Here is a 23,349-nt window from a genome sequence, read left to right as displayed (position 1 = left end):
GCTTCAATTTCAAACAAGTAATAAGTTCTACGATTTACTCCCATTTTTCTTTTCTCCCTTTAAAGTTTTAATGAAAAGTCAAAGCTAATCCTTTTTGCTTTGGCTGATTGTCAACATCGATATTATCAGGGACTCCATCATTATCCGAATCCGGATTTAGAGGATTTGTCCCTGCTTTCAATTCCTGTAGGTCAGTCATTCCATCGTGATCTAAATCTCTAGAAGAAAGGTCTTTTTCAATCTGTTCATATTCACTGATATTTAATTCTTCTCCAGTGAGGTTTTGAAACTCCCTTTTTGTTGCTGCTAAATCAGTGGTCAAACTGGTTAAAGCTTTTACATCCGTCATACTAGGTATTCCAACAAAAAACATAGGCTTAATTTGATTATCTTCTAGATCCATTAACATTCTTTTATATATATGAGTTTTTCCTTTTGAATTATCAATCTGTTTTACACTATGTAAAGGTACATGACCTTTAACCATTTCAAATGCTTTCTCAGCTATTTCTTTATCCTTATAATTGGTTCCCAACTTTTTAATACTTTCTAAATTATTTAATGTTCCCTCCTTAATATCACCGAACACTATTGTAAAGTTATCACCAAATTGTATGAGACTTAATTTCTTTTCTCCAGTTGCAATAGATGATGTATTTTCTTGAAGGATAACCGGAACATCAAATGTTATGTTATGTTCCAATACAACATTTTCAATCCTCTTTATTATTGCAGCACTTTCATTTTGAATATCCTCTTGATAAGTAAGTAATAATTTTTCATCATTATTTTGGGCCCAACCTTTTATGTATGGAAAAGAATAATCACTTGTATCCATACCAAAGCTTTTTGATACTAAATAAGCAACACTTTCAGCTTGAAGCTCTTTTGTTTGTTTATCATAGCCATAATATTTTCCTGTTTCATTATGGAAAACAGAATGTGCGTATTCATGAATTAATGTTTTAAATTGATTAGTAATATCTCTTTCCTTATTTGCATTGATGACTATTTTATGTTCCAGAATAGAATAATAACCATTACTGCTTTCTTGATAGTTTTTATCCAATTCTATCGGTAAATCTCTTCTTAAATTCTCTATTAAAGGATAAAATACTTTTTCAGCAAACTCACTATTGTTTACTTCTTTTGGTATTATCGGATTCATAGGTAAGGGAACACCACTTGTATCACGAATGTCAAAAACACTTGCAAGTTTAAATCCCTTAATTACTTCAACCTCAACATCTTCTTTAGTTTCTTTATCTTTTTCAATCTCTTTTACCTTAATTGGAGCTAATATTTTTAGTGATTTAGCACCCTTTTTTATCTTGCGGCCTAGTTTGTTCCACGTTACTAGACCAGCCACAAAAGAAGCTTTAGGATCCTGTAAGAAAATCAACATTTGATTTCTAAAGGATCGAGTTGGAAAATGACTAGCAAACTCTAAATATCGTTTATAATCTTCAGGGCTGGCAATTGTACTTTTTACACCATCAATTAATTTTTGGTAATTATCCTGCATCTCTTTATTTCTTTCAGCAAAAGTTTTTTTCTTAAATCTTTTTTGTACCATATTACTTTCCTCCCCTTAAAAATAAACTAATTAAATTGAATGCCCACCCCTATGAACATTTTTCTTTTTCCTATTTTTCCTTTTCAAATCTTCTTCAAATTGTTTTTTACTTGCATAGCTTCTATTTTTCGTTAATGCCGAAAGAATACCTCCAGCAACATAACCCGGAACAATAGAACTACCTGCAGAATGTGATGCAATTTGTTCATCAAGAGAATAATTATAGTTCTCAAGAATTGAACTATTATTTAGTTTTGAGTGTGCCATTTTTACTGGATCAATTGATTTCAATTTATCAATAGATTCTTTATCAAGATTATCAATGTTATGAATGCATTCTTCTTTAAATAAAAGAACATATCTTGGGTTATAGAATTGGAAATTAGGATAGAGAGTTTTTAAAGTCTTAAAACGATTTGAATCGTTTTTATTAGTTAATAGCTGGATAATCTCTTTTTGTTCTGTAGTAGTATAATTTCTTAGTTCTCCACTTTCCAATAATTCCAAGGTAATTGGTTGTTCATAATATTCATAACCAACAATTAGAATCTCCTTTTCTTCCAGACTTAAGTGGCTAGAATCATGTTCTGGATATAGCTTTTTCATTTCTAAATTATAAAGTTCTTCAACTAGATCTTTTGCTTCATATAAATCATTTATTGCTTTTACATTCTGCTTCAATACCTTAATTTCATTTGGAAATTCAATAGATGCTTTCTTAAGGGAATTCTCAAAGTCAGCAGAATTAATATTCATTAAAGTTTCTAATTTATTTCTTTGAGTGTTTAGTTCATTCATTTTTTTGTCTATTGCTAAAACAAATGCATAACGATTTTCAAGAATTTCATGAATCTTAGAATGTAAATATTCCTCATTTGATTCATCTAAAATCATATCAATTTCATCTTCAGAGAGAATTTTATTCTGTTTTATAGTTTCATCAACAATGGATATTTTTTCATGTTCTTCAAGTGAATTAAGATCCCATGTCGGATAATTTGCTTTAATGAATCTTTCACTTTCTTGATTTAATATTTGTTCAGCTTGTTCAATCAATTCGTTTTCTTTTTCGATTCTGTTAAGCATTTTGAACTTTTCTTCATTGTCAGGTTTAAAGCGAATAGATTTACTCCATTTCAGTAATTGTTCTTTTCTTTCCAAAAGACTCGAATAGCTAACAAACATTTTTAATTCTTTTGCAATGGAACTAAGCATTTTTTTCTCAGAAGGAGAAAATCTTCTTACGAATTTATTTTCGTAAACAACTTTCTCTTTTTGACGTTTATATTTATTTAATTCAGTAACAATCTTGTTGTATTGTTTTATTTTTTCATTATGTAGAATTAAATCAGATTCCTTACCTTTGGAAACCATTTTTCTTGCAACATACCCTTCGTGTTTTGTAGGTAAAGTTTCAAATCCATTATCTCTATGAGATAGATGAGAAATTCGTTCTACAAATCCATTCATTTCAAGATATTCATTTGCTTTCTCGGCCCAAAGTTTTCTCCAATTTTCAAATGTCTTTTTTTCGTTCCAATCGGTTGTAGGAACTTTCACAAATGCCTTTTTTCCATTCTTATCTAATACATGATTTCCGTTTTCGTCAAACTTATATTGTCTCTTTGCTTTATGCCCCCATGTTCCATCTTCGTTAAAAGGTCTCATTGTTAGCATTACATGAAAGTGAGGATTGGATTCATCATCTCTATGAATTGCAATATCAGCGACCATTCCTTTTTCAACAAATGCAGTTTGGCAAAAATCCAATGTTAATTTTTCTTGTTCTTCTCGTGATAATTCAATTGGTAAAGCAACATTAAATTCTCTAGCAAATTGAGAATTTATGTTTTTTTCGATTCTATTTACTTCATTCCAAAGCTTTTCACGATCATAAACCCATGAAGGTGCATGATTAGGTGCTAAAATATGAGTTACAGGTTTTACTTTTCGCATGTAGTAAAAATCAATATCCTCTTTTTCATCATGCAATTTATCACCGGAACGATAAGCAGCACAAGCTAAAGGACTTTTATATTTACCTTGTTTTGATATTTTATTCATTATTTGTCCGCTAAAGTGATAAATAGCCATAACGAAAATCCTTTCTTAAAACATGAGCAAAGCGAATTTTCCAAACACGCTTGACGGAAACAAGATTTGAACGGAGTTCGAATCTGTTTTAGCACGACACTCGATAGAGTGTATAAGTGCGCCATTTGCACTTCGTATGGATAATTATAGCACTTACTTTAGTACTCTTCAATTATATTACTATCAGAATTCTTAATAGTTTCTTGAACAGTTATAAACCCAAGCATTGAACTCTAGTTATAAGTTTGCTAATATTGTAGGTAAATATAACCAAAAGAAAGGAAGTTTAATATGTCTGAGACAAGTACACAATCAAAGATTCTAACATTGGATGAACAAATCAAGGCATTAAAGGAAAAGAAGAAACGAGAAATTGCAAAGTTAGAAAGAAATGTTGGAAAGAAATTCATTGAAATGTTTGATTGTCAAAATATGCATATAGATGCTATTTACGAAATCATAGAAGAGGCAAATATATACTACAAAGAAAATAAACTAAAGAATGAATATCATTTCGAAAATAATGAAGTGAAATAAATGAAATCACCACTTGAAAGAATAGATAATAAAATATCTCAACTTGAAAGAGAGAAAAAAATATTAGAACGTTCTTTAAAAATGTCAGTGAGAAAAGAAAGGACAAGAAGGTTAATACAGATCGGGGCTTTATCAGAAAAGTACTTTGATTTGTATCACTTGGATCTTAAAGAGATTGAAGAAGTTTATTTTCAATTTGCGGATTTTGTTAAATCAAATAGACTAGAAAAACACAAAAAATAGCAAGTTAGTAAATACTAACTTGCTATTTTTATATTATAACTTATCATATAATATTTCACAGTAAAGAACAGGAAACCTTTTATTAGGATAATTTAAATCTTTTTTTCCAAATAGTTTAAGTATAATGCAAAAAATTTTAAGTAACGATAAAGTAAAATAAAAAATTCCCTTTTGTATTAAATTAGGTTTTTTTATTATGATTTTTCCACGCAAACTCTTTAATAATCTTTCTTCAGAAAAATGATTAGTGTAGAAAATGATGTTCCTTTTTATATTCTTGCTTAATCTGATTGATTTTCTTACTTCTTTGGTAAATGAACCCGTAATTCCAATATGTAATTCTATCACTTTTGATATAGGATTATAAAAAGGAAGTTTTGGATATCTATATTTGTAATAAAGACAAATAAATAATATCAAGGCAACTGTAATAATAAACCATGTCTTTAATATGAGAAATAGATTGATCGTTAATAAATTAAGTACGATCAATCCTATAAATAAAATACAAGGTATTAACAGCAAAATTAATATCATTTCTATGAATTGCAATTTAATAATAATCACTTCCCATCACATAGAATACCCATACTATTATTTTCTTGAAATCTTTATTATTATTTGAAGTTCATTGTTTGTTCGCCTGGTATTTTTATAAAAGTCTTTTCTCATGATTATTTTTACTAATTTCTCGATATTGTTGAATTAAGGTTTTATCTGGTTGTTTATTAACTATTGCTTTTTCAAATATACCTACAAAAGCATTCGAATCATTTACAGAATGAACGGATGCTTGTAGCAATTCTTCACGTTCAATTTTATTCCAATCAAGCTTAAAACCATTTTTAAAAGCTATCAATCTTAAAAATTCTCTTTGAGTTCTTCCGTTTCCCTCTCTAAACGGATGCAGCATGTTTATTTCAGACAAATAATATGACATTCTTTCAATAAATTTAGGGAATTCAATGCCACTTAAATATTTTTCATTTTTTAGTTGTTTAAAAAGTTCTTTTGAATAACTTTCTAAATGTAAAGGATGCGCAAATAGAGTAGTTCCTTTTCCAATCTGCTCTTCCCTTAATTCACCTGCAAAAGGATAAATATCTTGAAAGATATACTTATGAATGTTTTGTAAATGCTTAAGGCCAAAAGAACCATACAAAGGATTCTGATGAAGCATAGCTATTCTTTTAAAGGTTAATGTAGTTTCAAGTTTTTCTAATTTCTCATGATCTTTAATATCAAATTTATTTATTAATACATCTGTACCTGGATAAGTATATTTTGATTCGTAGTTATATTTACTCATTCGCTAATTCTAACGCCTTTTTTATAAATTCTTCATGAGAAATTTTACCTTCCAAACTTTCCTTCACCAGTTTTGATTGTTCTTTTGTGACATGCATATTTTCTAATTCAAGTGATTTTTTTGCATAATTCATAGCTTCCTCTATTTTTTTTTGGCTCATATTCTGCACTCCTTTAAAAGTCAAAATCCGGAATATCCTCTTCAATACCGCCAACAATCTTTTCAGACACTTCAATTTTACCTTGAGCAATTTTTTCAGGTTCATTATCATTAATAAGTGGCCTATGCTCAATTTCAATTTTTGATAGAGATAGTTGTTCTTGAACTTGATCCACTTTATGTTCAATTGTATCTATTTTTGATACAAGAATGGATAAACCCTCAATGAGTTTATCCATCATATTCTCTTTTTCAACTAGATTCACTATATATGGAGTGAGTTTTCTTTCTTTAGCTAATTGATCTAGCTTCGAATATGTTTCTTCAGGCATTTTATTACCTGTTAAGGTAATCCTCTTTTTCTCTTTCTTATCAGACATAATTCGTCCCCTACTTTAGTTAGACTTTTTTTCATTTAAACTAAGTATCTCAAGTGCTGCTAAGTTAATTGTTCTCGCTGCAGGTTTAAAGATTTCAGTCTTATCATCATCGAATATTTCTGAAAGGAAAAAATGATTGTTCTCCATTATCTCTTCGTTTGTTTTAGCCTTTACAGCTTCTTTAATATATGGAGCAAGGATAGGAGCCTCACCGCCAATATAAATATACTTTAAGACACCTTTTGCATCACTACTGAACGGTTCCATAACTTTATATACTAGTAATTCTGCATACTCTTTTAACATCTCAACTATAGGTTCTGTTAAGTCGAATTTGTTTCCGGTATTTGGGTTCTTTAAGATATATTTTTGATTCTTATAATTAGCTACAATAAACTTTTCTAGACTTCTCACATCTGGAAAATGCTCAATCAATTTTTCCTTAAGTAGTTTTTCTAGATTTCCTAAAAACGGAACGATTTGAATTACCTGAAAACTATCTTTAGATACAGGTGTATTTAATCCCTTTGCTAGTAAAACAGCATCTGTAGAACCACCACCTATATCTACTAGTACAGTTTCATTATCGTCAAATTTCTTGGATTCAATCCTTTTTTCAATGATAGTGGTATTATTCTCTTTATCATTGATCATTTTATACTTTAAAGCCCATCTTCCGACTTCGCTTTCTATATAGCATTTTGAATTCTTAACTGATATAGTCAAATCTGTTTCCATACCACTGGTCAATAATTTTACGGAGTGTTCTCCAATAAACCTATTTGCCATTTTATTTTGTCCTATAGAAAATTTATCTTCTTTTTTTAACAACCATATTGGCAACATCATTTTCATGTTGTCCACTTCTATTTCGGCAACATTTTCACCATCAGGATTTTTAACTTTATAGTAATAAGCCATTGCTGCTAAAAACACTGCATAAGGGATCGGGCTGTTTATTTTATCATGCATCTTTCCTACATGGCTATTTGAATAAGGGTTATCTTCAGCGAGCTTCCCAACCATAAAATATCTTTCTACATCATCAATAACAGTAGAAATCAACAAACGGTCCAGGAGATCTTCTACATCATCAACAGTATTTGTAAAATGACTTTCTGCTTTTTCTTTAGAAACTTCAGCAACACATGTTGGAATTTCAAAATAGTAACTGTCTACCAAAAAGTTGTTAGTTGAATTACCGAAATCTCCATTTAATCTTTCAATTTTCATTTTCCCCACTCCAAATCATTTATTAGTCTACATTGTTGTGTACTTGTAACTCTATTATCTCATAATTAGAAAATAAATCAATAGTTTTTTTAAAATAAGTACACAACGTTGTAGACAAATTTAAATTACTATTTTTCGGCTAAGTTTCCTATTTAACTAATTATTTCTCTAATTTTCTTCAGATACCTTTTATATTTTTAAAAGTAAAGTTATACTGTTGTATACAGATATACTTGTATTCTTATATACAAATAGATTTTTATACTGATATGCATGTAAATAGATATATTCGTATACATGTAATTATTAAGGGGAGTTTATATGACTGCTAAAAAAATAACTTTCGGTAACTTTAAAGGAGGGACCGGAAAAACAACTAATTGTACAATGATTGGATATACACTTGCTAAGAAGGGATATAAAGTCCTTGTATTAGATCAAGACCCACAAGCTAATGCAACGGCTTTATATATGAAAACACGATCTAGGATGGGTTCCGAAGCTGTTATAGAAAAGACCTTAATGACAGCTATGTCAGAGGGTGACTTATCCGGGATTATAATAGAGGTTATGGAAAATCTCTACTTATTACCAAGCTATGCTGATTACACTTCACTCCCATTATTTTTAGAGAAAAAGTTTCCTAATGACCTCTTAGCAAGATCTTCTTATCTATCTAAATTATTGGATCCATTAAAGGATAAATTTGATTTCATTTTAATTGATGTACCTCCAACATTATCTGTATATACAGATTCTGCATTATTGGCCAGTGATTATACTGTCATTGTTCTTCAAACACAAGAAAGGTCGTTAGTTGGTGCTGAAGCATATGTAAGTTATCTTCAAGAATTAATTGATAATTATCAAGCTGATTTCGATATTCTCGGAGTACTTCCAGTACTATTAAAAAACAATGCAGCTGTAGATTTAAATACGATAGAGAATGCTAAAGAAAAGTTTGGAGAAGAAAATTTATTTAGTACTATTGTAAAAAACATGGAAAGATTAAAACGATATGACATGATAGGAATCGTTGATCCTGAAACGGATCCCCAGGCAGATATGCATGATAAGAGAGTAATGGAACTATATCAAGAAGTTACAAATGAATTATTAGAACGTTTAAATAGAGAAGATGGAGAGAATGCTTATGAGTAATTTATTAAATAAAAATAAATCCAAGAATATTGAACGAGTAGAAACTACTCCCCCAGCTGGTACATATAATCCTTCAGATGTTTTTACAGTTAAACCCGAAGTACAAAAAACAAAAGAAGAAATAAAAGAAAAGTCTTCCACAGTTAGATGTTCACTTAAAAATAAGGATCGGTTAAACGCTTTAGTAATTCATCACGGAAAAGATTCAGTCGATGAGGTTCTAAATATGATATTAAATGAACATGAAGCTAATATGTCTTCTGATAAGAAAAAAGAATTTCAAACCCTGCTTAAGATATATTCTAAAAAAAGATAAAAAAATAAAAAAAAAATTTTCCATATACAAATATACAGGTATACAAATGTACTTGTATATTTGTATTTTTATATACAATAAAAAACCCTTGCGGTTAATGGGTTTGTGTAGTTTGTATATTTGTATACAAGTATATGTGTAAATTTGTATATGTTCTTAAAGCCTTGATAATACTAGATTTATAGAGCCTTACACCATTGATACTGTCTAATAGATATTGCTTTTTTAAATTTTAGTATGCTATACTTAGTTCAATAAATTGAGCGAAAACAAAAAGACTTCCAGCCATCTAAGTAGTGCGCCAACACTCTTAGACGGTTTACCCTAAACCAACTAGGGAAAACACTGACTAGAAATCTTATTTGCTTCTCATATTATATGTATATTTTACATGAATATGATAGAGAAGTCAAAGGAATTTCTTGTCATATTAAGTCGATTATTGCTATCTTTACAGCGTTTAAAAGACGGTGTTTTCCTGTATTAATATGGGGGAGCATTGTCTTTTTTGTTGCGCAAAAAAGGAGCATTTAAAATGAGTCATTTAAAACTAAACAGTACGGTCAAACAAAATTTCGTTATTAAAGGTGTTAAGTTTTTTAAAAAGAATCTAGACAAAATAAGATATGATTCCATGATAACTGATCACCCAATCACTACATCAGAAATTGTGGTTTATATGATTCTTCATTTACATACAGATGAAATGGGACAAATTCGTTCTTTAACTAAGGACAAAAACATAAGTGAAAGAAAGCAGTTATGTATATCTAATTTGGCTAAAGACCATGACCTTACATATGAAACAGTAAAAAAAGCCTTTGATAGTTTAATTGAAAGAAACTATATTGCTGAGGTATATGATGCCAAAGGTATGCACTATGAAATCGTTGACTACGCAAAATACAATCAACAAACTAATAATCCATTGGATCAAGAAAACCTAAACTATTTTAATATTCCTCTTCACTTATTCGAAGAAAAAATCTTTGGTCCTTTAATTAAACACCGTTTTCATAAAGGGGCATTATTAATCCTGGAACTCTGTCAATTTTTTGCTCGTCAAATAGGTACAAACAAAAAATCAATCGATGATGTTGCAAAAGTACAGGCAACTAGGCGCATGGAATATTTAAAAAAGGCTTTAAACACAACAGCTAAACGTGTTCGATTGTTTCTAAATATTATTCATAATGTCTTTTTATTTAAGCCTAATGACGAAATTGTTAAAAACCCTTCATCTTCTAGAATAAATAGAGTTAGAGAATTTGTACAAGTATGTGTAAAAACATATACATTGTCTTTACACCCAGCTTGCTATTTAGAAAATGATAAGACTGTTCAAAAGAGAGAATTAGCTGCGGCCAAAAAAGAAATGGCTGCAAGAATTAAACATGCAAAGATTCCAGTTAAATGGAGAGATACACTGGATATTAATAATTCAATCAGTCGTATCGTAAAGATTGCATCTAATCTGGACATAATTAAAAAGTCTAGAGATATGATTACATATGCTGTGTCAACAGTTGCAGACACATTAGAAGATATGCACTTAAAAGGTTCCATTAAAGAGATTAAATCGATCGGAGCCTTTGTAAACAAACTCTTTACAAAAGCCTGGGAGGAATATCAAGTTCAAAGAATAACATTCGAAGAACGTCATGAAATTATTACAGACTATATGATTAAATATGGAGAACCTCCTATTTTCTTAAAAAGATAATAAGAGTATGTTTACATAAAAAAATAAAATAGTTGTATTATGTTGAGCCTTTTCAAAAAATAATATATGAAAAGGCTATTTGTCATGAACTTCTTTAGTCTTTCAATAAAAACCTACGATAACTTATATATTAATACACTTATTCCCTCTACATCTATCCAATTTATCGAATAAAAAAACTGTATTTCTATTTATCTCATTCCAATGAATCGAAATCTTGCAATTTAGTCTTATTATAAAAATGTATTTCAGTAAATCTCAAAAATATTAAACTGTATTTCTATTTATCTGTAATTCTTAATATTGTATTTTGAAATATGTGAGTTATGAGTTATGTATTTTAATAAATGTGTAATTGTTTATAGTGTATTTAGGCATTTTAAAAAAAGTCGTAGATCCCTTTAGTATCAAGGAGTCTAACGACTTTTAAATTTATCCTTATATATATTTGTTTTCTTATTTATTCTTGTTTTTTTTATTTATATTGATGTTTTATATGTATTTGATGTTTTATACCGGTATTCTCTTTAAAAAAATATTATATTTCATTTCTATTTTGGAAAATAAGAAAAAAAAGGTTAAATTAAATTGCATTTATATATATGTATTTCTCAATAGATAAAAACCCTACAAAAAGATTACAATCATACAACTTTTGGTATAATTGTAGTACTATTTGTCGAATTTTTTCGTTTCTTCATCGAAAAAATCTTAAAACCGTCCCAAGAAAAAGAACTAGTAAGAGGTTGATAAGATGTTAACACTTACGGATTTAAAAAAGAAAATATATGATGAGAAAATACTTTTAAACCACACTTTAAAGGATATTGCGAAAGCAGTTGGGATCTCTAATTCAAGCCTAACAAATTTTATTAACTTCATTGATGACGGGACATATAAAGAAAGTAATTTTGATACTGTTTTGAAATTAACACTTCGATATTTTAGTAAAAAAGAAGACATCATTGAAATTATGAAAAGCTACTCGATACGTGTTAACAGACCAGCTAATCTCAAGATGTTACTAGAGTATTCAGATGAATTACAAGCATATAGTTTCATGTATGATTTAATAAGATATTGCGAAAACAATAAAAATCAAACTTTAAAAAGTATTGCAGCTGTTTATGAATTAATTTATAAAAGAAATACAAAATCAGTTAAAATTGAGGAATTACGTGATCAGGTCTCTATTTTAAAAAATAATGATAAAAACGAAGCGACATATCTTTTATTAATTTTAGAATCCTATATTTTTTATGATTTACGTGATTATCAACTTTTAAAACATAATTTAGAAATTTTGGATAAAGTTTTACCTCAAGACAATGATGATTATTTGAGTAAATCTTATAATCTAAGAAAAAACGAGCTGAAAATGAGATATTTATTAAGTAATAACAAGCTTAAGGAGTGCAGAGAAGTTGCTAATCACATAAAAAATACATCTGATAATATTCGGTTAATTGCACATTCATTATATACGATTGGGCTTTCTTATATTTTTGAGTCTTATATGCAATGTATGGACTATTTTAAAAGAGCTAGGGAACTATATTCAATGATAGGGCATGAATCGTCAGTAAAAGTAATTGATCTAAATAGTTCATTATGCAAATGTATTCATAATATAAAAATTGACGAAACAGTTGAAATTATTTCCGAATTAGATAAAATCTATTTATATATAAAACAAAATAAAGATGAAAAAGCACAAATTCTTTTATCAAAGTACGTTGAGTGTAATTCTATTACAGATAATGAACTTCCATTTTTATTATTTTTAAAAGGAACGTTAGAAAAAAATAAAGATGTATTATGGCAATCTTACGTTCATTATTTACAAAAAGGGGACTTATTTTTTATAAATTTTCCGATTCAAGAATTACAAAAAATGGGAGTGGATAATCTCAATTTAATAAGGGGGACTAAAAAGTGAAAAAACTCATTATGGTAGTATTTGCAGCTGTAACAATATTTACTGTTAGTACAAACTTTATCAACACTACTGATCAATCAAAGAGTACTTATACTACCTATGCATTAAGTGGCCATAACGGAGACGTTGGTATGGGAAATTAAAATACCGAATAAAAAATGGACAGTCTTTAATTAGACTGTCCATCTGTTATTTAACGAGAAGTTTCCTATTTTGTAAAAATCATATATGGTGAAAAAATTGTAAAAAATACCAATTATATGCAGCGTTTTAATCGCTAAAATTAATTCGCAATCGATTGTAATCTTAGATAGAGTGTATTCTATAAATTTTCCTTATATCGCTCTAGAAAGATTGCATATAATCTTAGATGCTTTAAATATTGTTCTCGTTGATTCTCATTCATTTTCATCGTATTTTGTTGAATTTGGACTATTAATTGTTCCAGTAAACTTATTTCCGTTCCCATATTATTAATATTTAATAATACATCTGATGTAACTTTAAAAAACTTACAGTAACTGATAATCACATCTATGCCTGGTTGAACTTGATCCATTTCATATGTACTTATTTGATTTCTTGTAAGATGCAATTTTTCAGCTAAATCGGTTTGTGTTAATTTTCGGCTTTTTCTTAAGTATTTTAAACGTTCACCTAGTGTCTCCATATGGATAGTATAATATTTTCTACTATTCGTTGAGGATAAGTGATTGTAATTTAGGAATTTTTTATATAGAATTCTTATAATATAGGAATTTTTTCAAAAAACAAGAACATGCATTCTTTGTTTTGTGTGATATAATACAAATGCACTAGGGAAAAATTTACTATTTCGTGAAAGTCCTTAATATATTCAGAACTAATTCTTTTTGTTCATCATTGAGTTTATCGTAGATTAATTTGATTTCTGATATCTCTTTATTAATTTGTGGGTCGCCAGAAAAACTATCACTTTTACCCATTAAATAATCTACCGAAACATTAAAGAAATCGGCTAATTTCCAAAGCATTTCGTATGAGGGACTAGCACCGCCTTTTTCATATTTGTTTATTGTTGCTTTTGTAACATCCATTATTGCAGCTAATTCGGTTTGTGTTAATTTCCTCTCTTTTCGAAGCAAAATTAGTCTTTCTTTAAATAAGTCTCTAGAATCCAAAGTTTTTTCACCTCATTTTCTTATTAATTTTATATGAATATTGAATTTAAGTAAACAAGTTCAAAGTAATGGAATATTTGTGTTTTCTGGAATTAATGATATAAATTACAAAAATAGTTGAATTTAATTTTATTATATAGTATTTTTAATGTAATAATAGAATTAAAAGATACTTTTTTAGTCGGGGAGGCTTTTAATTTGGAAAAATCTTCATTAAAAAAAGAACAAGAGTTTGTACATTTATTGAATATAATTCAACAAGATGAAAACAAAGATAATGTTTTTTCAAAACTAAACGATTTATTTTGCCAATTACATAAAGCCAATTAATATCTAAAAATTTAATAAGACTTCAACTTTGTGAAGTCTTAGAAAAAGTATTTATTGGTCAGACCTTCCTACTAGATAGTCTAGTGTAACGTTAAAATAATCTGCTAGAATAAGTAATTTTGATAGTGGCATGTCACTCTCATCCTTTTCGTACCTTTGAACTTGACGGAGGGTGACTGATATCAAATCAGCAATATCCGATTGCTTAAGATTATGTTGAGTTCTAAGAGTTTTAATTCTTTTTCCAAGAGAGCTCATAATGATCAAATCCCTAAAAATATTATTATAAAAAATCATTGACACGACATTTAACGTCATATACTATATGAACTAAAGATGACATCAAATGTCATGTGGTAAGAAAGAGGCGGTGATATTGTTACTAAAAGAAATAAGAAAGAAAAACAATTTAACACAGTATGAAGTCTCACAAATGCTCAATTTAACTTTAAGGCAATACCAACGAATAGAAAAAGGTGAAAGTTTTCTTGCACAAGACAAATTAAATACTCTGGAAGATATATTTAAAACACCTCAGCGAGTACTTTTGGCGAAGTCTTATGAGGAAGTTCCAGAGTTTCTAAAAAACTTTTTACCTTGAATATGAGATTGAATGGTGGTGTTTCGAATGCCGAAAACTAAATGTAAACTCCCTAAAATGTCCCGATTTCATTTTATTGATCTGATGAATCGTGCAAGTGTGAGGACATTTAATAAGCAGGTATATCAACTTAAACAAGGACTCCTTGTTCAAAATACTACTACATCCGAAGTTAAACGATTAACAGATATATATTATGAAATTCGAACAGTAAGAGATAAAAAAGGAAATGTTCTAGCTAAAAGAAAGAATCCTAATTCAGAATTATATAAGATTATTTAAGGATAAGTATACCTAATACGTTATGATGTGTACAATTAAATAATTTGTATTGATAAACTAAATTGTACAGTTTGTTCCTTGAAAACTAAATATGGGTGGTTACTTGAAGAAAGGTCACTATTCAAGTAGAACTATACCAATTTCTCTAGTTAGTGGACTAAAGCTTAAAATCCACTTGTGATCCCAGGACAACAGCGAATAAAAGTTTATTCGTAAGGTTGTTGGAACAAGCCAAAAACCAACAAAAATGATAAAAAGTATGCTTTTTAGTGTTCTGTGAGAGGAATATTAAACTAATAAAGCCCTTTTTATCGAATTAATTTGATGTTTAAGTTCAAAGGCTGTTCTTTTGTATTAAACATTTTAGAGCAGCCTTTTTATTATTTAATTGTAAACATGATAACGTAAAATACTACTTAATCTACTTATATTTCCTTTTTTTAATCTTAATTAATCCTGTATGACTTAGAATATGTTACAATTGATGTAAAATATTAGAAAGAAGGTGGTTGAATGAAGAAAAGAATCATCCTTCCAAGTATATTGGCGATAGTAATTGGTGGTGGAATTGGTGGTGGTTTTGCATACCAACATTATGTAGAAGCTGATACTCAAAAAAGTCATGAGTTCAAAGTAGCTGATAAGATAGAAGATGCAAAAGAAACAGTTCAAAAAGATGCTGCGAAAAATGAGGTCGAGGAACCAAAGCAGAATGCCAAAGCCAAATCTACTAATATTGTTACTAATAAGACGAGTGAAACTAAATCTACTGAATCAAAAACTAATGAACAAAGAACAAATAAAGCTGATATTACTACGTCTAAGACACAACAAGGAAATCCAGTTAAAAAAGTAACAAATTATAGCAGTAGTCAAAATAGTAATTCTACTACAAATCAAAATGATAACAAAAATAATAATAAAAATGTTTCTACTAGTAATAATGTAAAAAATGCAAAGCCGAAGGCTAATTTAAACTATTCGAAATCTACTAATAAAAAAATAACAAGTAATAATACAAAAAGATCTGTAGAACCTAGTTCAAAAAGTTCGAACACAAGCGAGAATACTAGTAAAAAACCTAAACAAGAAACAAGTAGTGATAAAGGAAACATGGATGCGGTAAATAAGATAGTCGACCAAATAAATAAGGGGAATATTAAAAAAACTGGTGAAGGTAGCATTGATGAAGGCGGAAACACCTGGATTGAGTTTGAAGTAGGTGGAAAATAAAAACACTAGCAAAAGTTAGTTATTGAAAGGCAGCTAAATATTTTAGCTGCCTTTTTTGTATGAACGGAGGAATTTAATTGTTGAACAATTATAAGAAAATAATTATGTTCCTAAGCATGCTGTCCTTTATGTCGATTTTACTAGTGATTTCACCATATGATAATACAAAGGCTAGTGCGCTTACGGCAAATGCAACAGGTCCCTATTCATGGACCGACCAAAGTGGTTTTACACATACAACTGCATATATAGAAATTAATGATCAAATAGTATTTTGTATTAATCCTGAAAAACCCGCACCATATGGCGGACACACTTATAACGAGAAACGATTATATGATGAAAGTATAAAAGCTATTTTATATTTTGGTTATGGTGGTGCAGGAAATGAAATTGGAAATACGAAGACTGATTATGTAAAAACATGGGTGGCAATAAATAATTGGCTAGAAGGAAAAACAGATAAAAAAACCTCTAGTAATAATGACCCTGAAGTTTGGAAACTAATCCAACATGCTAAAAACAAAGACGTTCCAGACACAACAAAAATATCTTTTAGTAAAACAAGTGTCTCTACATCAGTTAGTGGTAATGTACAAAAATCCGGAACTATTAAACTTAATGCCAGCAGTAAGAATAATGTTACTATCAATTTACCAAGTAAAGTTACAATCCACGTTGGAACCAAGACTAAAACTGGTGGAAGTTATACCGTAAATGGCGGTGAATCATTTTATTTTACTGCTCCCTTAGACTATGGAACTGTTTTTACTACCGGCCAATTAAAAGGTGAGGTTTATACGTATGCAGGATTATTATATTTACCTACATCCGACAACTATCAATCATTAAATGGTGGGAAATTTGTAATAGACCCTGCTAAGACAAGTGGATTTACTGTTAATTTTGAAAAAAAACAAAGAAAGATTACTATTCTTCACAAAGATAAATATAACGGAAAGACCTTACTAACGGAGACTGAAAACAAAACTATTGGGACAGATTATAGTTATTCGCCAAAATCTTCTATAACGTTTAATGGAGATACATACTCTCCAGTTTCTACAACTAAACAGTCCGGAACTGTAGGTAATACTAATATAACTATTACCTTTTATTATGATTTGCAACGTGAAATAACTGTACTTCATAAGGATAAATATGACGATACAATATTAAAAACTGAAAAAGCTACAAAGAAAAGAGGCGATACTTATAAATATTCCCCTAACTCTGAAATAAAAATAGGTGGAAATATTTATATTCCCATTTCTACTACGGAAAAAAGTGGGACTGTAGGAGCAAAGAATATAACTATTACCTTTTATTATAATTTACAACGTAATATCACTATCCTTCATAAAGATAATAGGGATGGTTCTTTATTAAAGGAAGTAAAAGAAACTTCTTTAAGAGGAAAAAAATATAGTTATAGTCCTTTAACGAATTTAAAAAAGGGTTCCTATACATATCGACCCATTTCAAACAAAATTCAATCTGGGACAGTTCAGGATAAAGATATAACAATTACTTTTTATTATGATGTTCCTTTAATTAAAGTAGGTTTAAAAAAAATACAGATTTACACAGCTCCTGCAAAAGAGAAGTTACCAGTTAAAATAAGTCTTACAAAAAGCTATGTATATCCGTCTACTAACCCAGACATGGAAACAGCACAGATAAAAATCAACTTATACAAAAATACTACAAAGGTAGCAAGTGCTTCTTATACAGCAAAAACGTTACCAAACAACATTGATTTAAGTATCCCAGCTAAATATCTTACAAAGGACACACATTACCCTTATACGGTAAAACTAGAAGGTTATAAAGTTACTGATGTTGATGTTTCAAAAAGCGACTCATCCTTAACTACAGATGGATATACCTCAAGTGAAAACACTATTGAAGTTAATTCTTCTTCCCAATCAAAAGTAGAGTACAAAGGAGTTGTTATGACTGAACATGAAATAAATAAAGATATGAAAGTATATTATGAAACATTTAATATCCCGGTTAAGCCGATTAATAAAATGCGTACGGGATATGGTTTTTCACAATTATTGAATATTACTTATATAAATGACATTGGTAATGATACCTTGGATACAGTAGTAAAAATGAATGTTCCAGAAAGCATTGTGGATAAAAGTTACTTATCTTATCCTGTGAAAAATAATATTGCAACAATAACTCTGGATAAAACGGAAGATAAAAATTCTTCATCAGATAACAAGGTTACGTTTGTTCAAACTTTTGAACTTCCTCATGTTAATGTGGAAGATCAAACCGGTTACCTGTTTACGGACAAACAAGTTAATAATAAGGATAAAAAAATTAAGCATAACTTACTTGATGGGAGTAGAAAATTTTACTTACCAATATGGGGTGATTTAGGGAACTACAAAATAAATGTATATTCTAATAAAACCATAGGAATTAACAAAGTTAACTTTCAAATTCAGCATAATTTAAATGTGTTTGCTTTTATGTATGCTTCTATGGACTCTAAAACAATTACCAAGGATGCTATTTTGATGGTTCCAGTTAATAAAGATGATCCTTTTCCAAACGGAAGACCTGATGACTGGACACAAAAAGATCTTAATTGGTTGAAAAATGATAATTGGTAAGGCGAAATCGATAAAAATAAAAAACAATTTACAAGAAGGTCCGAAAAGGACCTTCTTTACTTTTAAGGAGGAACAAAAATGGATCAATTATTAGTAAATTATTATTGGATTTTTCTAGTTATCTCAGTAGCTTTATTTGGTTTAACAATTTGGATTAGGATTAAAAAAGCAAAGGTGCTTCGGGATAAAGCTATTTATAGCATTTACAGTATAATACTAGGGTTATTTACTATAGCTCTTATCCTTTATAAAGTTGGGATTTAAAAATGCGTCATTTTCCAAAATGGATGCTCTTTTTAGTGTTAGGAATGGTTATGATTGCAACAGTTTCTACACAACTATTCCAAAGTTATCGTTATAACGACATAACAAAAACAATGAATGAAGCTACTAGGATAGCTATTACTAAAAGTTTAAATCCAAGTGTACGAGTGATGGAAGGAAAGGTATCCATCACTCAAAGTGCATTCGAAAGTAATTTTAAACAACAATTTCAAAAGACAAATATTAAATTAAAGGTAAAAAGTTATAAATTTGCTTATTTAAAAACCAGTGATAATTATATTAAGGCATTAAAAGTGAAAATTATTGATGATGAAGATACTGCTTATCAGACTACTTATATTGCTAATGTTGTTAAGTAGTATTTAAATACAAAAAGAAAGGAGCATATTATGAATATAGTTTTAAGTGATGAAACAATTGACACAATAAGAACAGACTTAAGAGAACATCATGCTGAACTTTATCGTAAAGCTTATTCTGATTCAGAATCTAGGGAAGTATTAAAAAGTGTACTTTTAGCAAAACATAAAAATATTATTGATTCTGAGGAAAAAGCAGAGAGCGTTCTGAGAGAAATTGTAGGATTTAGTTTTATAGAAGATTTAATAGAAGATAATCGAATAACCGATATTGGTTTTAATGGAACTGATTTAATTGTCGAAGGAAATGGGATATCTAAATATAAAATAGAATCTGTAACTGAAGCAGACATCCATAAATTAATTGCAAAGTTCGCCAACTCCACAAACCGTGAATTAACTGCTAAAGATCCTATTTTAAATACAAGTAAAGATCGTCTAAGACTTAATGCTGTTCATAAACAAAATGCTCCATACGGTACTACAATGGCCATTCGTGTTTCTAGACCGTATTTAGCTTTAAATGAAGAAAATTGGAATGATTTTGCTCCCAATTATATTCTTGATTTTTGTAAGGCAGCTGTAAAAACCAGGTCGAATATGATCATTGTAGGTGAAACCGGAACAGGAAAAACAGAGTTTCAAAAAACATTGATAAGCTGGATTCCTTTTGAAGAAAGAATTGCTCTTATTGAAGGAACACTTGAAATGTGTATCAAAGAATTATTTCCAGATAAAGATATTTTTAGTTGGGTAGCAAGTAACAATGTCACAATTGAACAACTAATCAGTTTGGCCGGATTAAGAAGTCATCCAGTTTGGATAATTGTTGGTGAAATTTTAGGTAGAGAAGTTTATCAAATGTTACAAGGGATTTTAACAGGCCATAGGTTTATTACTACTGGACACGCAGTTGATGCAAGAGCTATCCCAAAACGATTACTTGGTATGGCAAAAATGGGATACCAAGTAGATGATAAGATGTTCCTAGACGATATATACAATTATGTTGATTTTGGTTTTCATCTGAAAAAGAGAAACGGAAGACGTTTTCTTAGTGAAATTGTTGAATTTAATAGTGATCACACTGCTACTACTGTTTTCAAACAAGTTATCACTAAGGATGGTTTAAAACCTATAATAGGTAAACTTAGCAATCAATTTCACGAACGGTTAATAGAATTTGACTGTGACTATGAAGGATTGCCTGCTGCCCCCATTGAAGAGGGGATTCGACTATGAATTTACTAGGAAAAAAAATAGTAATGACAATCGATCAAATTAATGCTTATCGGACTGCATATGGAAATCCATTAATGAAAAAAGAGATTTTTACAGCTTTGGTCATTCCATTTATAGTCTGTTTTTTTTCTATTTTCATCCTAAATTATTATTGGTGGCTCGCATTAATAGGAGGAATATTAGGTGCTATTTATGGTTATTTAGTTTTAATGAAGATAAGTGCCGAAAGGATCTACCATCAGAACGCTATTATACAGAGAAATAGATTTGTTAATAACATGACCCAATTACTTATAAACCAAGGTGAAACGGTTGTTTCATCTCTGGAATGGTGCGCACAAGGGATCGTAGCAAAAGGTGAATTTAAGGAAGATTTAGATCGTTTACTGTTTGATTTAATGGATGCAGATACAGAACAAGTAAAGGAAGCGTTCAAAAAATTCTCTACTAAGTATAAAAATGATTTTGTATTTTGTTTATTTATTGATAACCTCGTTACTGCACATTTAGAGGGTAGGTCAGATATAGAAAAAATAAAAGAATTAAAGTCTTGGCACAATGAAGTACTTGAACAAAGAAACATTTTTATTAAAAACAAAGTTGGATATAAGGGGCAATATAAAATAACTCATATTTATCCTCTTATTGTTGTGGGGATTCTTACATTTGCTACAGGATATAAAGGTTTTTTGAAGTATTACGCACATAATCCTATAGGTTGGGTGTGCAGCGCAGTATTTTTAATTCTTGCTGCATACTTCTTTCATTCCTTTCAAAAGAAACTGGCAGATGATGAAGTAATGGAGATGAAGATATGGAAGAGAATTTGAATCCCAATGAAGATAATATTTCAACAAAAAAAGACAACTTTTGGCATTTAATTGCTGAAAATGATTTGTTCGAAATGGTCGAAAAGTCAGGGTTTGGAGATAAAGAGTTTGTTCTATTTCAAAAAAGAAGATTGAAAGGCTCACTCTTATCTACTATTGCAGCAATAGTACCAACCTTATTATTAAGTAAGTGGTTTGCGTTTTCCTCTATTCTCTTTTTTATATATACATGGAGAAATTATTATATAAAAGAGAAAAGAGAATATCAGGATAATTTAAGGGAAAAGTTAACTTCCTGGTATGTATTTGAACGGTTGGTTGTTGTTTATCTAAAGGGTGCGCATGAGTCAATATTTGAAGTTTTAAAAAAGGTTCTAGATAGATTAGAAGAAAGTGAGTTCAAAAGTCATTTAGAACGGCTCATTATTGATATTACGGAAGACTCGAAAAGTGTAAATCCTTACTTGAATTTTGCTGAAAGAGCAGCTGGTGGTAACGATGCAGCATTAACCTTTATGACATCTTTATATATTTATAAAAATAGTACTCATGACAGTAGTGTTATAGATGAATTAAGTGATAATGCAAGGAAAGAGATGATGCGAGGGATAGTTGATATTAGAAAAATAAAGGAAAAAGGATTTTATCATTTTCCTACTAAAATAACCATGCTAAATCCAATTCCAATGTTTGGATATATGGCCGGAGTAGCTGTGAATGTATTTATGAATAATATGAACTTCTAAAAGGAGGAATAAAAAATTGTATCAAGAAGATGCGGTAGGGGAATTTAATAATCAGATGCATCTTATGATCATCACTTTTTTTCTTATATCATTAACTATATTTATTATTCAGCATACACAAACAGTAGATATGAAAAATTATGTTGATGGTCAAATAGAAAAATACGGTGGATTGACTAGTCAATCTAGGAATAATATTAAAAATTACTCAGAAAAATATTACGATGGTAGATATGAAGTTACTAGTCTATCAGGATATGAAAAAAAATCATATGGTGAAACCATTGACTATGAAATAACAGGAAAAATTAAAATATTTTTCTTTAATTTGCCTGATCAATTAGTTAAAACAAGAGGTTCAACAGTAAGTCTAGTGAGGTGAGTTTAATGAATAATTGGGCTCGAAATATCATTATGATTTTTGGACTTATTGTTTTTTTCTCTGTTCTATATATCGCTTCAAATTATATAGATTCGATGAAAAATATAGTAATTCTAAGGTATCGAGAGTTAATAAGATTTTAAAAACTAAAGGTGGTGAAAATTGATGAGCTTTGAAGCCAATTCAGATCGTAGTATTAATGGAATCTATTCATTAATCATTGGTGTAGCAATTGGGACGTTGTTATATACAGCCCTACCACAAGTTTTTCAGCATCTAATTGACATTATGAATACAAAAATCAACACAATAAAATAAGCAAAATGATGCATCAATGACACTCATATAATGAGTGTTTTTATTTTGTTTTTTATATCAAATTTAATAAATCTAAGGTGTTTTTAAGGGGGTGAAAACAAATGAGCTTTGAAGCCAATTCAGATCGTAGTATTAATGGAATCTATTCATTAATCATTGGTGTAGCAATTGGGACGTTGTTATATACAGCCCTACCACAAGTTTTTCAGCATTTAATTGACATTATGAATACAAAAATCAACACAATAAAATAGGAAGTTACTCCCCCACTTTTTGTG

29 protein-coding genes are annotated in these 23,349 nt (G+C 29.4%); 20 read left to right on the top strand and 9 right to left on the bottom strand.

What is annotated here, in order from left to right:
• Window positions 1–67: 67 nt before the first annotated feature.
• Together CWO92_RS21310 and mobQ are read right to left on the bottom strand one after the other, a co-directional pair.
• A complete protein-coding gene (locus CWO92_RS21310; RefSeq protein WP_101356221.1) occupies window positions 68–1,576 on the bottom strand; it encodes an ArdC family protein in 1,509 nt (502 codons plus the stop codon).
• Window positions 1,577–1,606: 30 nt separating this feature from the next.
• A complete protein-coding gene (gene mobQ / locus CWO92_RS21305) occupies window positions 1,607–3,670 on the bottom strand; it encodes a MobQ family relaxase (RefSeq protein WP_101356220.1) in 2,064 nt (687 codons plus the stop codon).
• A 291-nt stretch (window positions 3,671–3,961) separates the two neighbouring features.
• On the opposite strand from mobQ, the gene CWO92_RS21300 reads away from it, so the two are divergent.
• The gene (locus CWO92_RS21300) at window positions 3,962–4,207 is read left to right on the top strand and encodes a hypothetical protein (RefSeq protein ID WP_101356219.1); all 246 of its coding nucleotides are present in this window, start codon (window positions 3,962–3,964) and stop codon (window positions 4,205–4,207) included.
• Window positions 4,208–4,450 carry a hypothetical protein gene (locus CWO92_RS21295; protein ID WP_101356218.1) on the top strand — a complete coding sequence of 81 codons (243 nt, stop codon included), beginning with the start codon at window positions 4,208–4,210 and terminating at the stop codon, window positions 4,448–4,450.
• Window positions 4,451–5,102: 652 nt separating this feature from the next.
• Here the strand turns inward: CWO92_RS21295 and CWO92_RS21285 are convergent.
• Genes CWO92_RS21285 through CWO92_RS21275 form a run of 4 tightly spaced genes read right to left on the bottom strand, consistent with a single transcriptional unit; the run spans window position 5,103 to window position 7,531 of the window.
• Window positions 5,103–5,759: a Fic/DOC family protein gene (locus CWO92_RS21285; RefSeq protein WP_101356216.1), complete on the bottom strand. Its 657-nt coding sequence runs from the start codon at window positions 5,757–5,759 to the stop codon at window positions 5,103–5,105.
• Complete coding sequence (locus CWO92_RS25620; RefSeq protein WP_165786739.1) at window positions 5,752–5,919, bottom strand: antitoxin VbhA family protein; 168 nt, start codon at window positions 5,917–5,919, stop codon at window positions 5,752–5,754. Before CWO92_RS25620 ends, CWO92_RS21285 begins: the two co-directional genes overlap by 8 nt.
• 13 nt (window positions 5,920–5,932) lie before the next feature.
• Window positions 5,933–6,298, bottom strand: coding sequence for a hypothetical protein (locus CWO92_RS21280; protein ID WP_101356215.1), 366 nt, complete (start codon window positions 6,296–6,298; stop codon window positions 5,933–5,935).
• A gap of 15 nt (window positions 6,299–6,313) precedes the next feature.
• Complete coding sequence (locus CWO92_RS21275; RefSeq protein ID WP_101356214.1) at window positions 6,314–7,531, bottom strand: Alp7A family actin-like protein; 1,218 nt, start codon at window positions 7,529–7,531, stop codon at window positions 6,314–6,316.
• A 321-nt stretch (window positions 7,532–7,852) separates the two neighbouring features.
• Here CWO92_RS21275 and CWO92_RS21270 point away from each other — a divergent pair, with 321 nt between their 5' ends.
• The 5 genes from CWO92_RS21270 (at window position 7,853) to CWO92_RS25615 (ending at window position 12,813) form a co-directional block, all read left to right on the top strand.
• Window positions 7,853–8,692 carry a ParA family protein gene (locus CWO92_RS21270; RefSeq protein WP_101356213.1) on the top strand — a complete coding sequence of 280 codons (840 nt, stop codon included), beginning with the start codon at window positions 7,853–7,855 and terminating at the stop codon, window positions 8,690–8,692.
• Window positions 8,685–9,008: a DUF5388 domain-containing protein gene (locus CWO92_RS21265; protein WP_101356212.1), complete on the top strand. Its 324-nt coding sequence runs from the start codon at window positions 8,685–8,687 to the stop codon at window positions 9,006–9,008. The genes CWO92_RS21270 and CWO92_RS21265 overlap by 8 nt, the downstream gene beginning before the upstream one ends.
• A 535-nt stretch (window positions 9,009–9,543) precedes the next feature.
• Entirely contained in the window at window positions 9,544–10,731 is a 1,188-nt protein-coding gene (locus CWO92_RS21260; RefSeq protein WP_101356211.1) for a hypothetical protein, read from the top strand.
• Window positions 10,732–11,485: 754 nt separating this feature from the next.
• Window positions 11,486–12,670, top strand: coding sequence for an AimR family lysis-lysogeny pheromone receptor (locus CWO92_RS21255; RefSeq protein WP_101356210.1), 1,185 nt, complete (start codon window positions 11,486–11,488; stop codon window positions 12,668–12,670).
• Window positions 12,667–12,813, top strand: a complete 147-nt coding sequence (locus tag CWO92_RS25615) for a hypothetical protein (RefSeq protein WP_158175699.1) — start codon at window positions 12,667–12,669, stop codon at window positions 12,811–12,813. The genes CWO92_RS21255 and CWO92_RS25615 overlap by 4 nt, the downstream gene beginning before the upstream one ends.
• A 179-nt stretch (window positions 12,814–12,992) precedes the next feature.
• Here CWO92_RS25615 and CWO92_RS21250 read toward each other — a convergent pair whose 3' ends face one another.
• Complete coding sequence (locus CWO92_RS21250; RefSeq protein WP_101356209.1) at window positions 12,993–13,340, bottom strand: helix-turn-helix domain-containing protein; 348 nt, start codon at window positions 13,338–13,340, stop codon at window positions 12,993–12,995.
• Window positions 13,341–13,500: 160 nt separating this feature from the next.
• The gene (locus CWO92_RS21245) at window positions 13,501–13,830 is read right to left on the bottom strand and encodes a helix-turn-helix domain-containing protein (RefSeq protein ID WP_101356208.1); all 330 of its coding nucleotides are present in this window, start codon (window positions 13,828–13,830) and stop codon (window positions 13,501–13,503) included.
• Window positions 13,831–14,028: 198 nt separating this feature from the next.
• Here CWO92_RS21245 and CWO92_RS26380 point away from each other — a divergent pair, with 198 nt between their 5' ends.
• Entirely contained in the window at window positions 14,029–14,160 is a 132-nt protein-coding gene (locus tag CWO92_RS26380) for a hypothetical protein (protein WP_268877612.1), read from the top strand.
• Between the two features lie 51 nt (window positions 14,161–14,211).
• Here the strand turns inward: CWO92_RS26380 and CWO92_RS21240 are convergent, their stop codons facing one another.
• Window positions 14,212–14,418, bottom strand: a complete 207-nt coding sequence (locus tag CWO92_RS21240) for a helix-turn-helix domain-containing protein (RefSeq protein WP_101356207.1) — start codon at window positions 14,416–14,418, stop codon at window positions 14,212–14,214.
• Window positions 14,419–14,536: 118 nt separating this feature from the next.
• On the opposite strand from CWO92_RS21240, the gene CWO92_RS21235 reads away from it, so the two are divergent.
• The 12 genes from CWO92_RS21235 to CWO92_RS25605 all read left to right on the top strand — a co-directional run bounded on the left by CWO92_RS21235 (window position 14,537) and on the right by CWO92_RS25605 (window position 23,325).
• Window positions 14,537–14,761, top strand: coding sequence for a helix-turn-helix domain-containing protein (locus tag CWO92_RS21235; protein ID WP_437177568.1), 225 nt, complete (start codon window positions 14,537–14,539; stop codon window positions 14,759–14,761).
• 27 nt (window positions 14,762–14,788) lie between these two features.
• Window positions 14,789–15,043, top strand: a complete 255-nt coding sequence (locus CWO92_RS21230; protein WP_101356205.1) for a hypothetical protein — start codon at window positions 14,789–14,791, stop codon at window positions 15,041–15,043.
• Window positions 15,044–15,556: 513 nt separating this feature from the next.
• Window positions 15,557–16,276 (top strand): hypothetical protein, encoded by a 720-nt coding sequence (locus CWO92_RS21225; protein WP_101356204.1) that lies wholly within the window; start codon window positions 15,557–15,559, stop codon window positions 16,274–16,276.
• Window positions 16,277–16,353: 77 nt separating this feature from the next.
• Complete coding sequence (locus tag CWO92_RS21220) at window positions 16,354–18,909, top strand: thioester domain-containing protein (protein WP_101356203.1); 2,556 nt, start codon at window positions 16,354–16,356, stop codon at window positions 18,907–18,909.
• A gap of 78 nt (window positions 18,910–18,987) precedes the next feature.
• On the top strand, window positions 18,988–19,173 hold the full coding sequence (locus CWO92_RS21215) for a hypothetical protein (RefSeq protein ID WP_101356202.1): 186 nt from the start codon (window positions 18,988–18,990) through the stop codon (window positions 19,171–19,173).
• 2 nt (window positions 19,174–19,175) lie between these two features.
• Entirely contained in the window at window positions 19,176–19,553 is a 378-nt protein-coding gene (locus tag CWO92_RS21210; protein WP_101356201.1) for a hypothetical protein, read from the top strand.
• A 30-nt stretch (window positions 19,554–19,583) separates the two neighbouring features.
• Complete coding sequence (locus CWO92_RS21205) at window positions 19,584–20,795, top strand: CpaF/VirB11 family protein (RefSeq protein WP_101356200.1); 1,212 nt, start codon at window positions 19,584–19,586, stop codon at window positions 20,793–20,795.
• Entirely contained in the window at window positions 20,792–21,625 is an 834-nt protein-coding gene (locus CWO92_RS21200) for a hypothetical protein (RefSeq protein WP_101356199.1), read from the top strand. Before CWO92_RS21205 ends, CWO92_RS21200 begins: the two co-directional genes overlap by 4 nt.
• Entirely contained in the window at window positions 21,610–22,371 is a 762-nt protein-coding gene (locus tag CWO92_RS21195) for a hypothetical protein (RefSeq protein ID WP_101356198.1), read from the top strand. The genes CWO92_RS21200 and CWO92_RS21195 overlap by 16 nt, the downstream gene beginning before the upstream one ends.
• A 16-nt stretch (window positions 22,372–22,387) precedes the next feature.
• Window positions 22,388–22,753 carry a hypothetical protein gene (locus tag CWO92_RS21190; RefSeq protein ID WP_101356197.1) on the top strand — a complete coding sequence of 122 codons (366 nt, stop codon included), beginning with the start codon at window positions 22,388–22,390 and terminating at the stop codon, window positions 22,751–22,753.
• Between the two features lie 165 nt (window positions 22,754–22,918).
• Entirely contained in the window at window positions 22,919–23,071 is a 153-nt protein-coding gene (locus tag CWO92_RS25610; protein ID WP_165786737.1) for a hypothetical protein, read from the top strand.
• A gap of 101 nt (window positions 23,072–23,172) precedes the next feature.
• A complete protein-coding gene (locus tag CWO92_RS25605) occupies window positions 23,173–23,325 on the top strand; it encodes a hypothetical protein (protein ID WP_165786737.1) in 153 nt (50 codons plus the stop codon).
• Window positions 23,326–23,349 lie beyond the last annotated feature (24 nt).

It is taken from the genome of Heyndrickxia camelliae, assembly GCF_002844575.1.
Lineage (GTDB): Bacteria > Bacillota > Bacilli > Bacillales > Bacillaceae_C > Margalitia > Margalitia camelliae.
The sequence above is the reverse complement of the archived record's forward strand: the minus strand, read 5'-3'. Positions and strand labels throughout refer to the sequence as shown.

Coding starts and splice junctions, on each gene's coding strand:
- CWO92_RS21310 (WP_101356221.1), bottom strand. CDS start 1,576: ATGGTACAAAAAAGATTTAAGAAAAAAACTTTTGCTGAAAGAAATAAA.
- mobQ (WP_101356220.1), bottom strand. CDS start 3,670: ATGGCTATTTATCACTTTAGCGGACAAATAATGAATAAAATATCAAAA.
- CWO92_RS21300 (WP_101356219.1), top strand. CDS start 3,962: ATGTCTGAGACAAGTACACAATCAAAGATTCTAACATTGGATGAACAA.
- CWO92_RS21295 (WP_101356218.1), top strand. CDS start 4,208: ATGAAATCACCACTTGAAAGAATAGATAATAAAATATCTCAACTTGAA.
- CWO92_RS21285 (WP_101356216.1), bottom strand. CDS start 5,759: ATGAGTAAATATAACTACGAATCAAAATATACTTATCCAGGTACAGAT.
- CWO92_RS25620 (WP_165786739.1), bottom strand. CDS start 5,919: ATGAGCCAAAAAAAAATAGAGGAAGCTATGAATTATGCAAAAAAATCA.
- CWO92_RS21280 (WP_101356215.1), bottom strand. CDS start 6,298: ATGTCTGATAAGAAAGAGAAAAAGAGGATTACCTTAACAGGTAATAAA.
- CWO92_RS21275 (WP_101356214.1), bottom strand. CDS start 7,531: ATGAAAATTGAAAGATTAAATGGAGATTTCGGTAATTCAACTAACAAC.
- CWO92_RS21270 (WP_101356213.1), top strand. CDS start 7,853: ATGACTGCTAAAAAAATAACTTTCGGTAACTTTAAAGGAGGGACCGGA.
- CWO92_RS21265 (WP_101356212.1), top strand. CDS start 8,685: ATGAGTAATTTATTAAATAAAAATAAATCCAAGAATATTGAACGAGTA.
- CWO92_RS21260 (WP_101356211.1), top strand. CDS start 9,544: ATGAGTCATTTAAAACTAAACAGTACGGTCAAACAAAATTTCGTTATT.
- CWO92_RS21255 (WP_101356210.1), top strand. CDS start 11,486: ATGTTAACACTTACGGATTTAAAAAAGAAAATATATGATGAGAAAATA.
- CWO92_RS21250 (WP_101356209.1), bottom strand. CDS start 13,340: ATGGAGACACTAGGTGAACGTTTAAAATACTTAAGAAAAAGCCGAAAA.
- CWO92_RS21240 (WP_101356207.1), bottom strand. CDS start 14,418: ATGAGCTCTCTTGGAAAAAGAATTAAAACTCTTAGAACTCAACATAAT.
- CWO92_RS21230 (WP_101356205.1), top strand. CDS start 14,789: ATGCCGAAAACTAAATGTAAACTCCCTAAAATGTCCCGATTTCATTTT.
- CWO92_RS21225 (WP_101356204.1), top strand. CDS start 15,557: ATGAAGAAAAGAATCATCCTTCCAAGTATATTGGCGATAGTAATTGGT.
- CWO92_RS21215 (WP_101356202.1), top strand. CDS start 18,988: ATGGATCAATTATTAGTAAATTATTATTGGATTTTTCTAGTTATCTCA.
- CWO92_RS21210 (WP_101356201.1), top strand. CDS start 19,176: ATGCGTCATTTTCCAAAATGGATGCTCTTTTTAGTGTTAGGAATGGTT.
- CWO92_RS21205 (WP_101356200.1), top strand. CDS start 19,584: ATGAATATAGTTTTAAGTGATGAAACAATTGACACAATAAGAACAGAC.
- CWO92_RS21200 (WP_101356199.1), top strand. CDS start 20,792: ATGAATTTACTAGGAAAAAAAATAGTAATGACAATCGATCAAATTAAT.
- CWO92_RS21195 (WP_101356198.1), top strand. CDS start 21,610: ATGGAAGAGAATTTGAATCCCAATGAAGATAATATTTCAACAAAAAAA.
- CWO92_RS25610 (WP_165786737.1), top strand. CDS start 22,919: ATGAGCTTTGAAGCCAATTCAGATCGTAGTATTAATGGAATCTATTCA.
- CWO92_RS25605 (WP_165786737.1), top strand. CDS start 23,173: ATGAGCTTTGAAGCCAATTCAGATCGTAGTATTAATGGAATCTATTCA.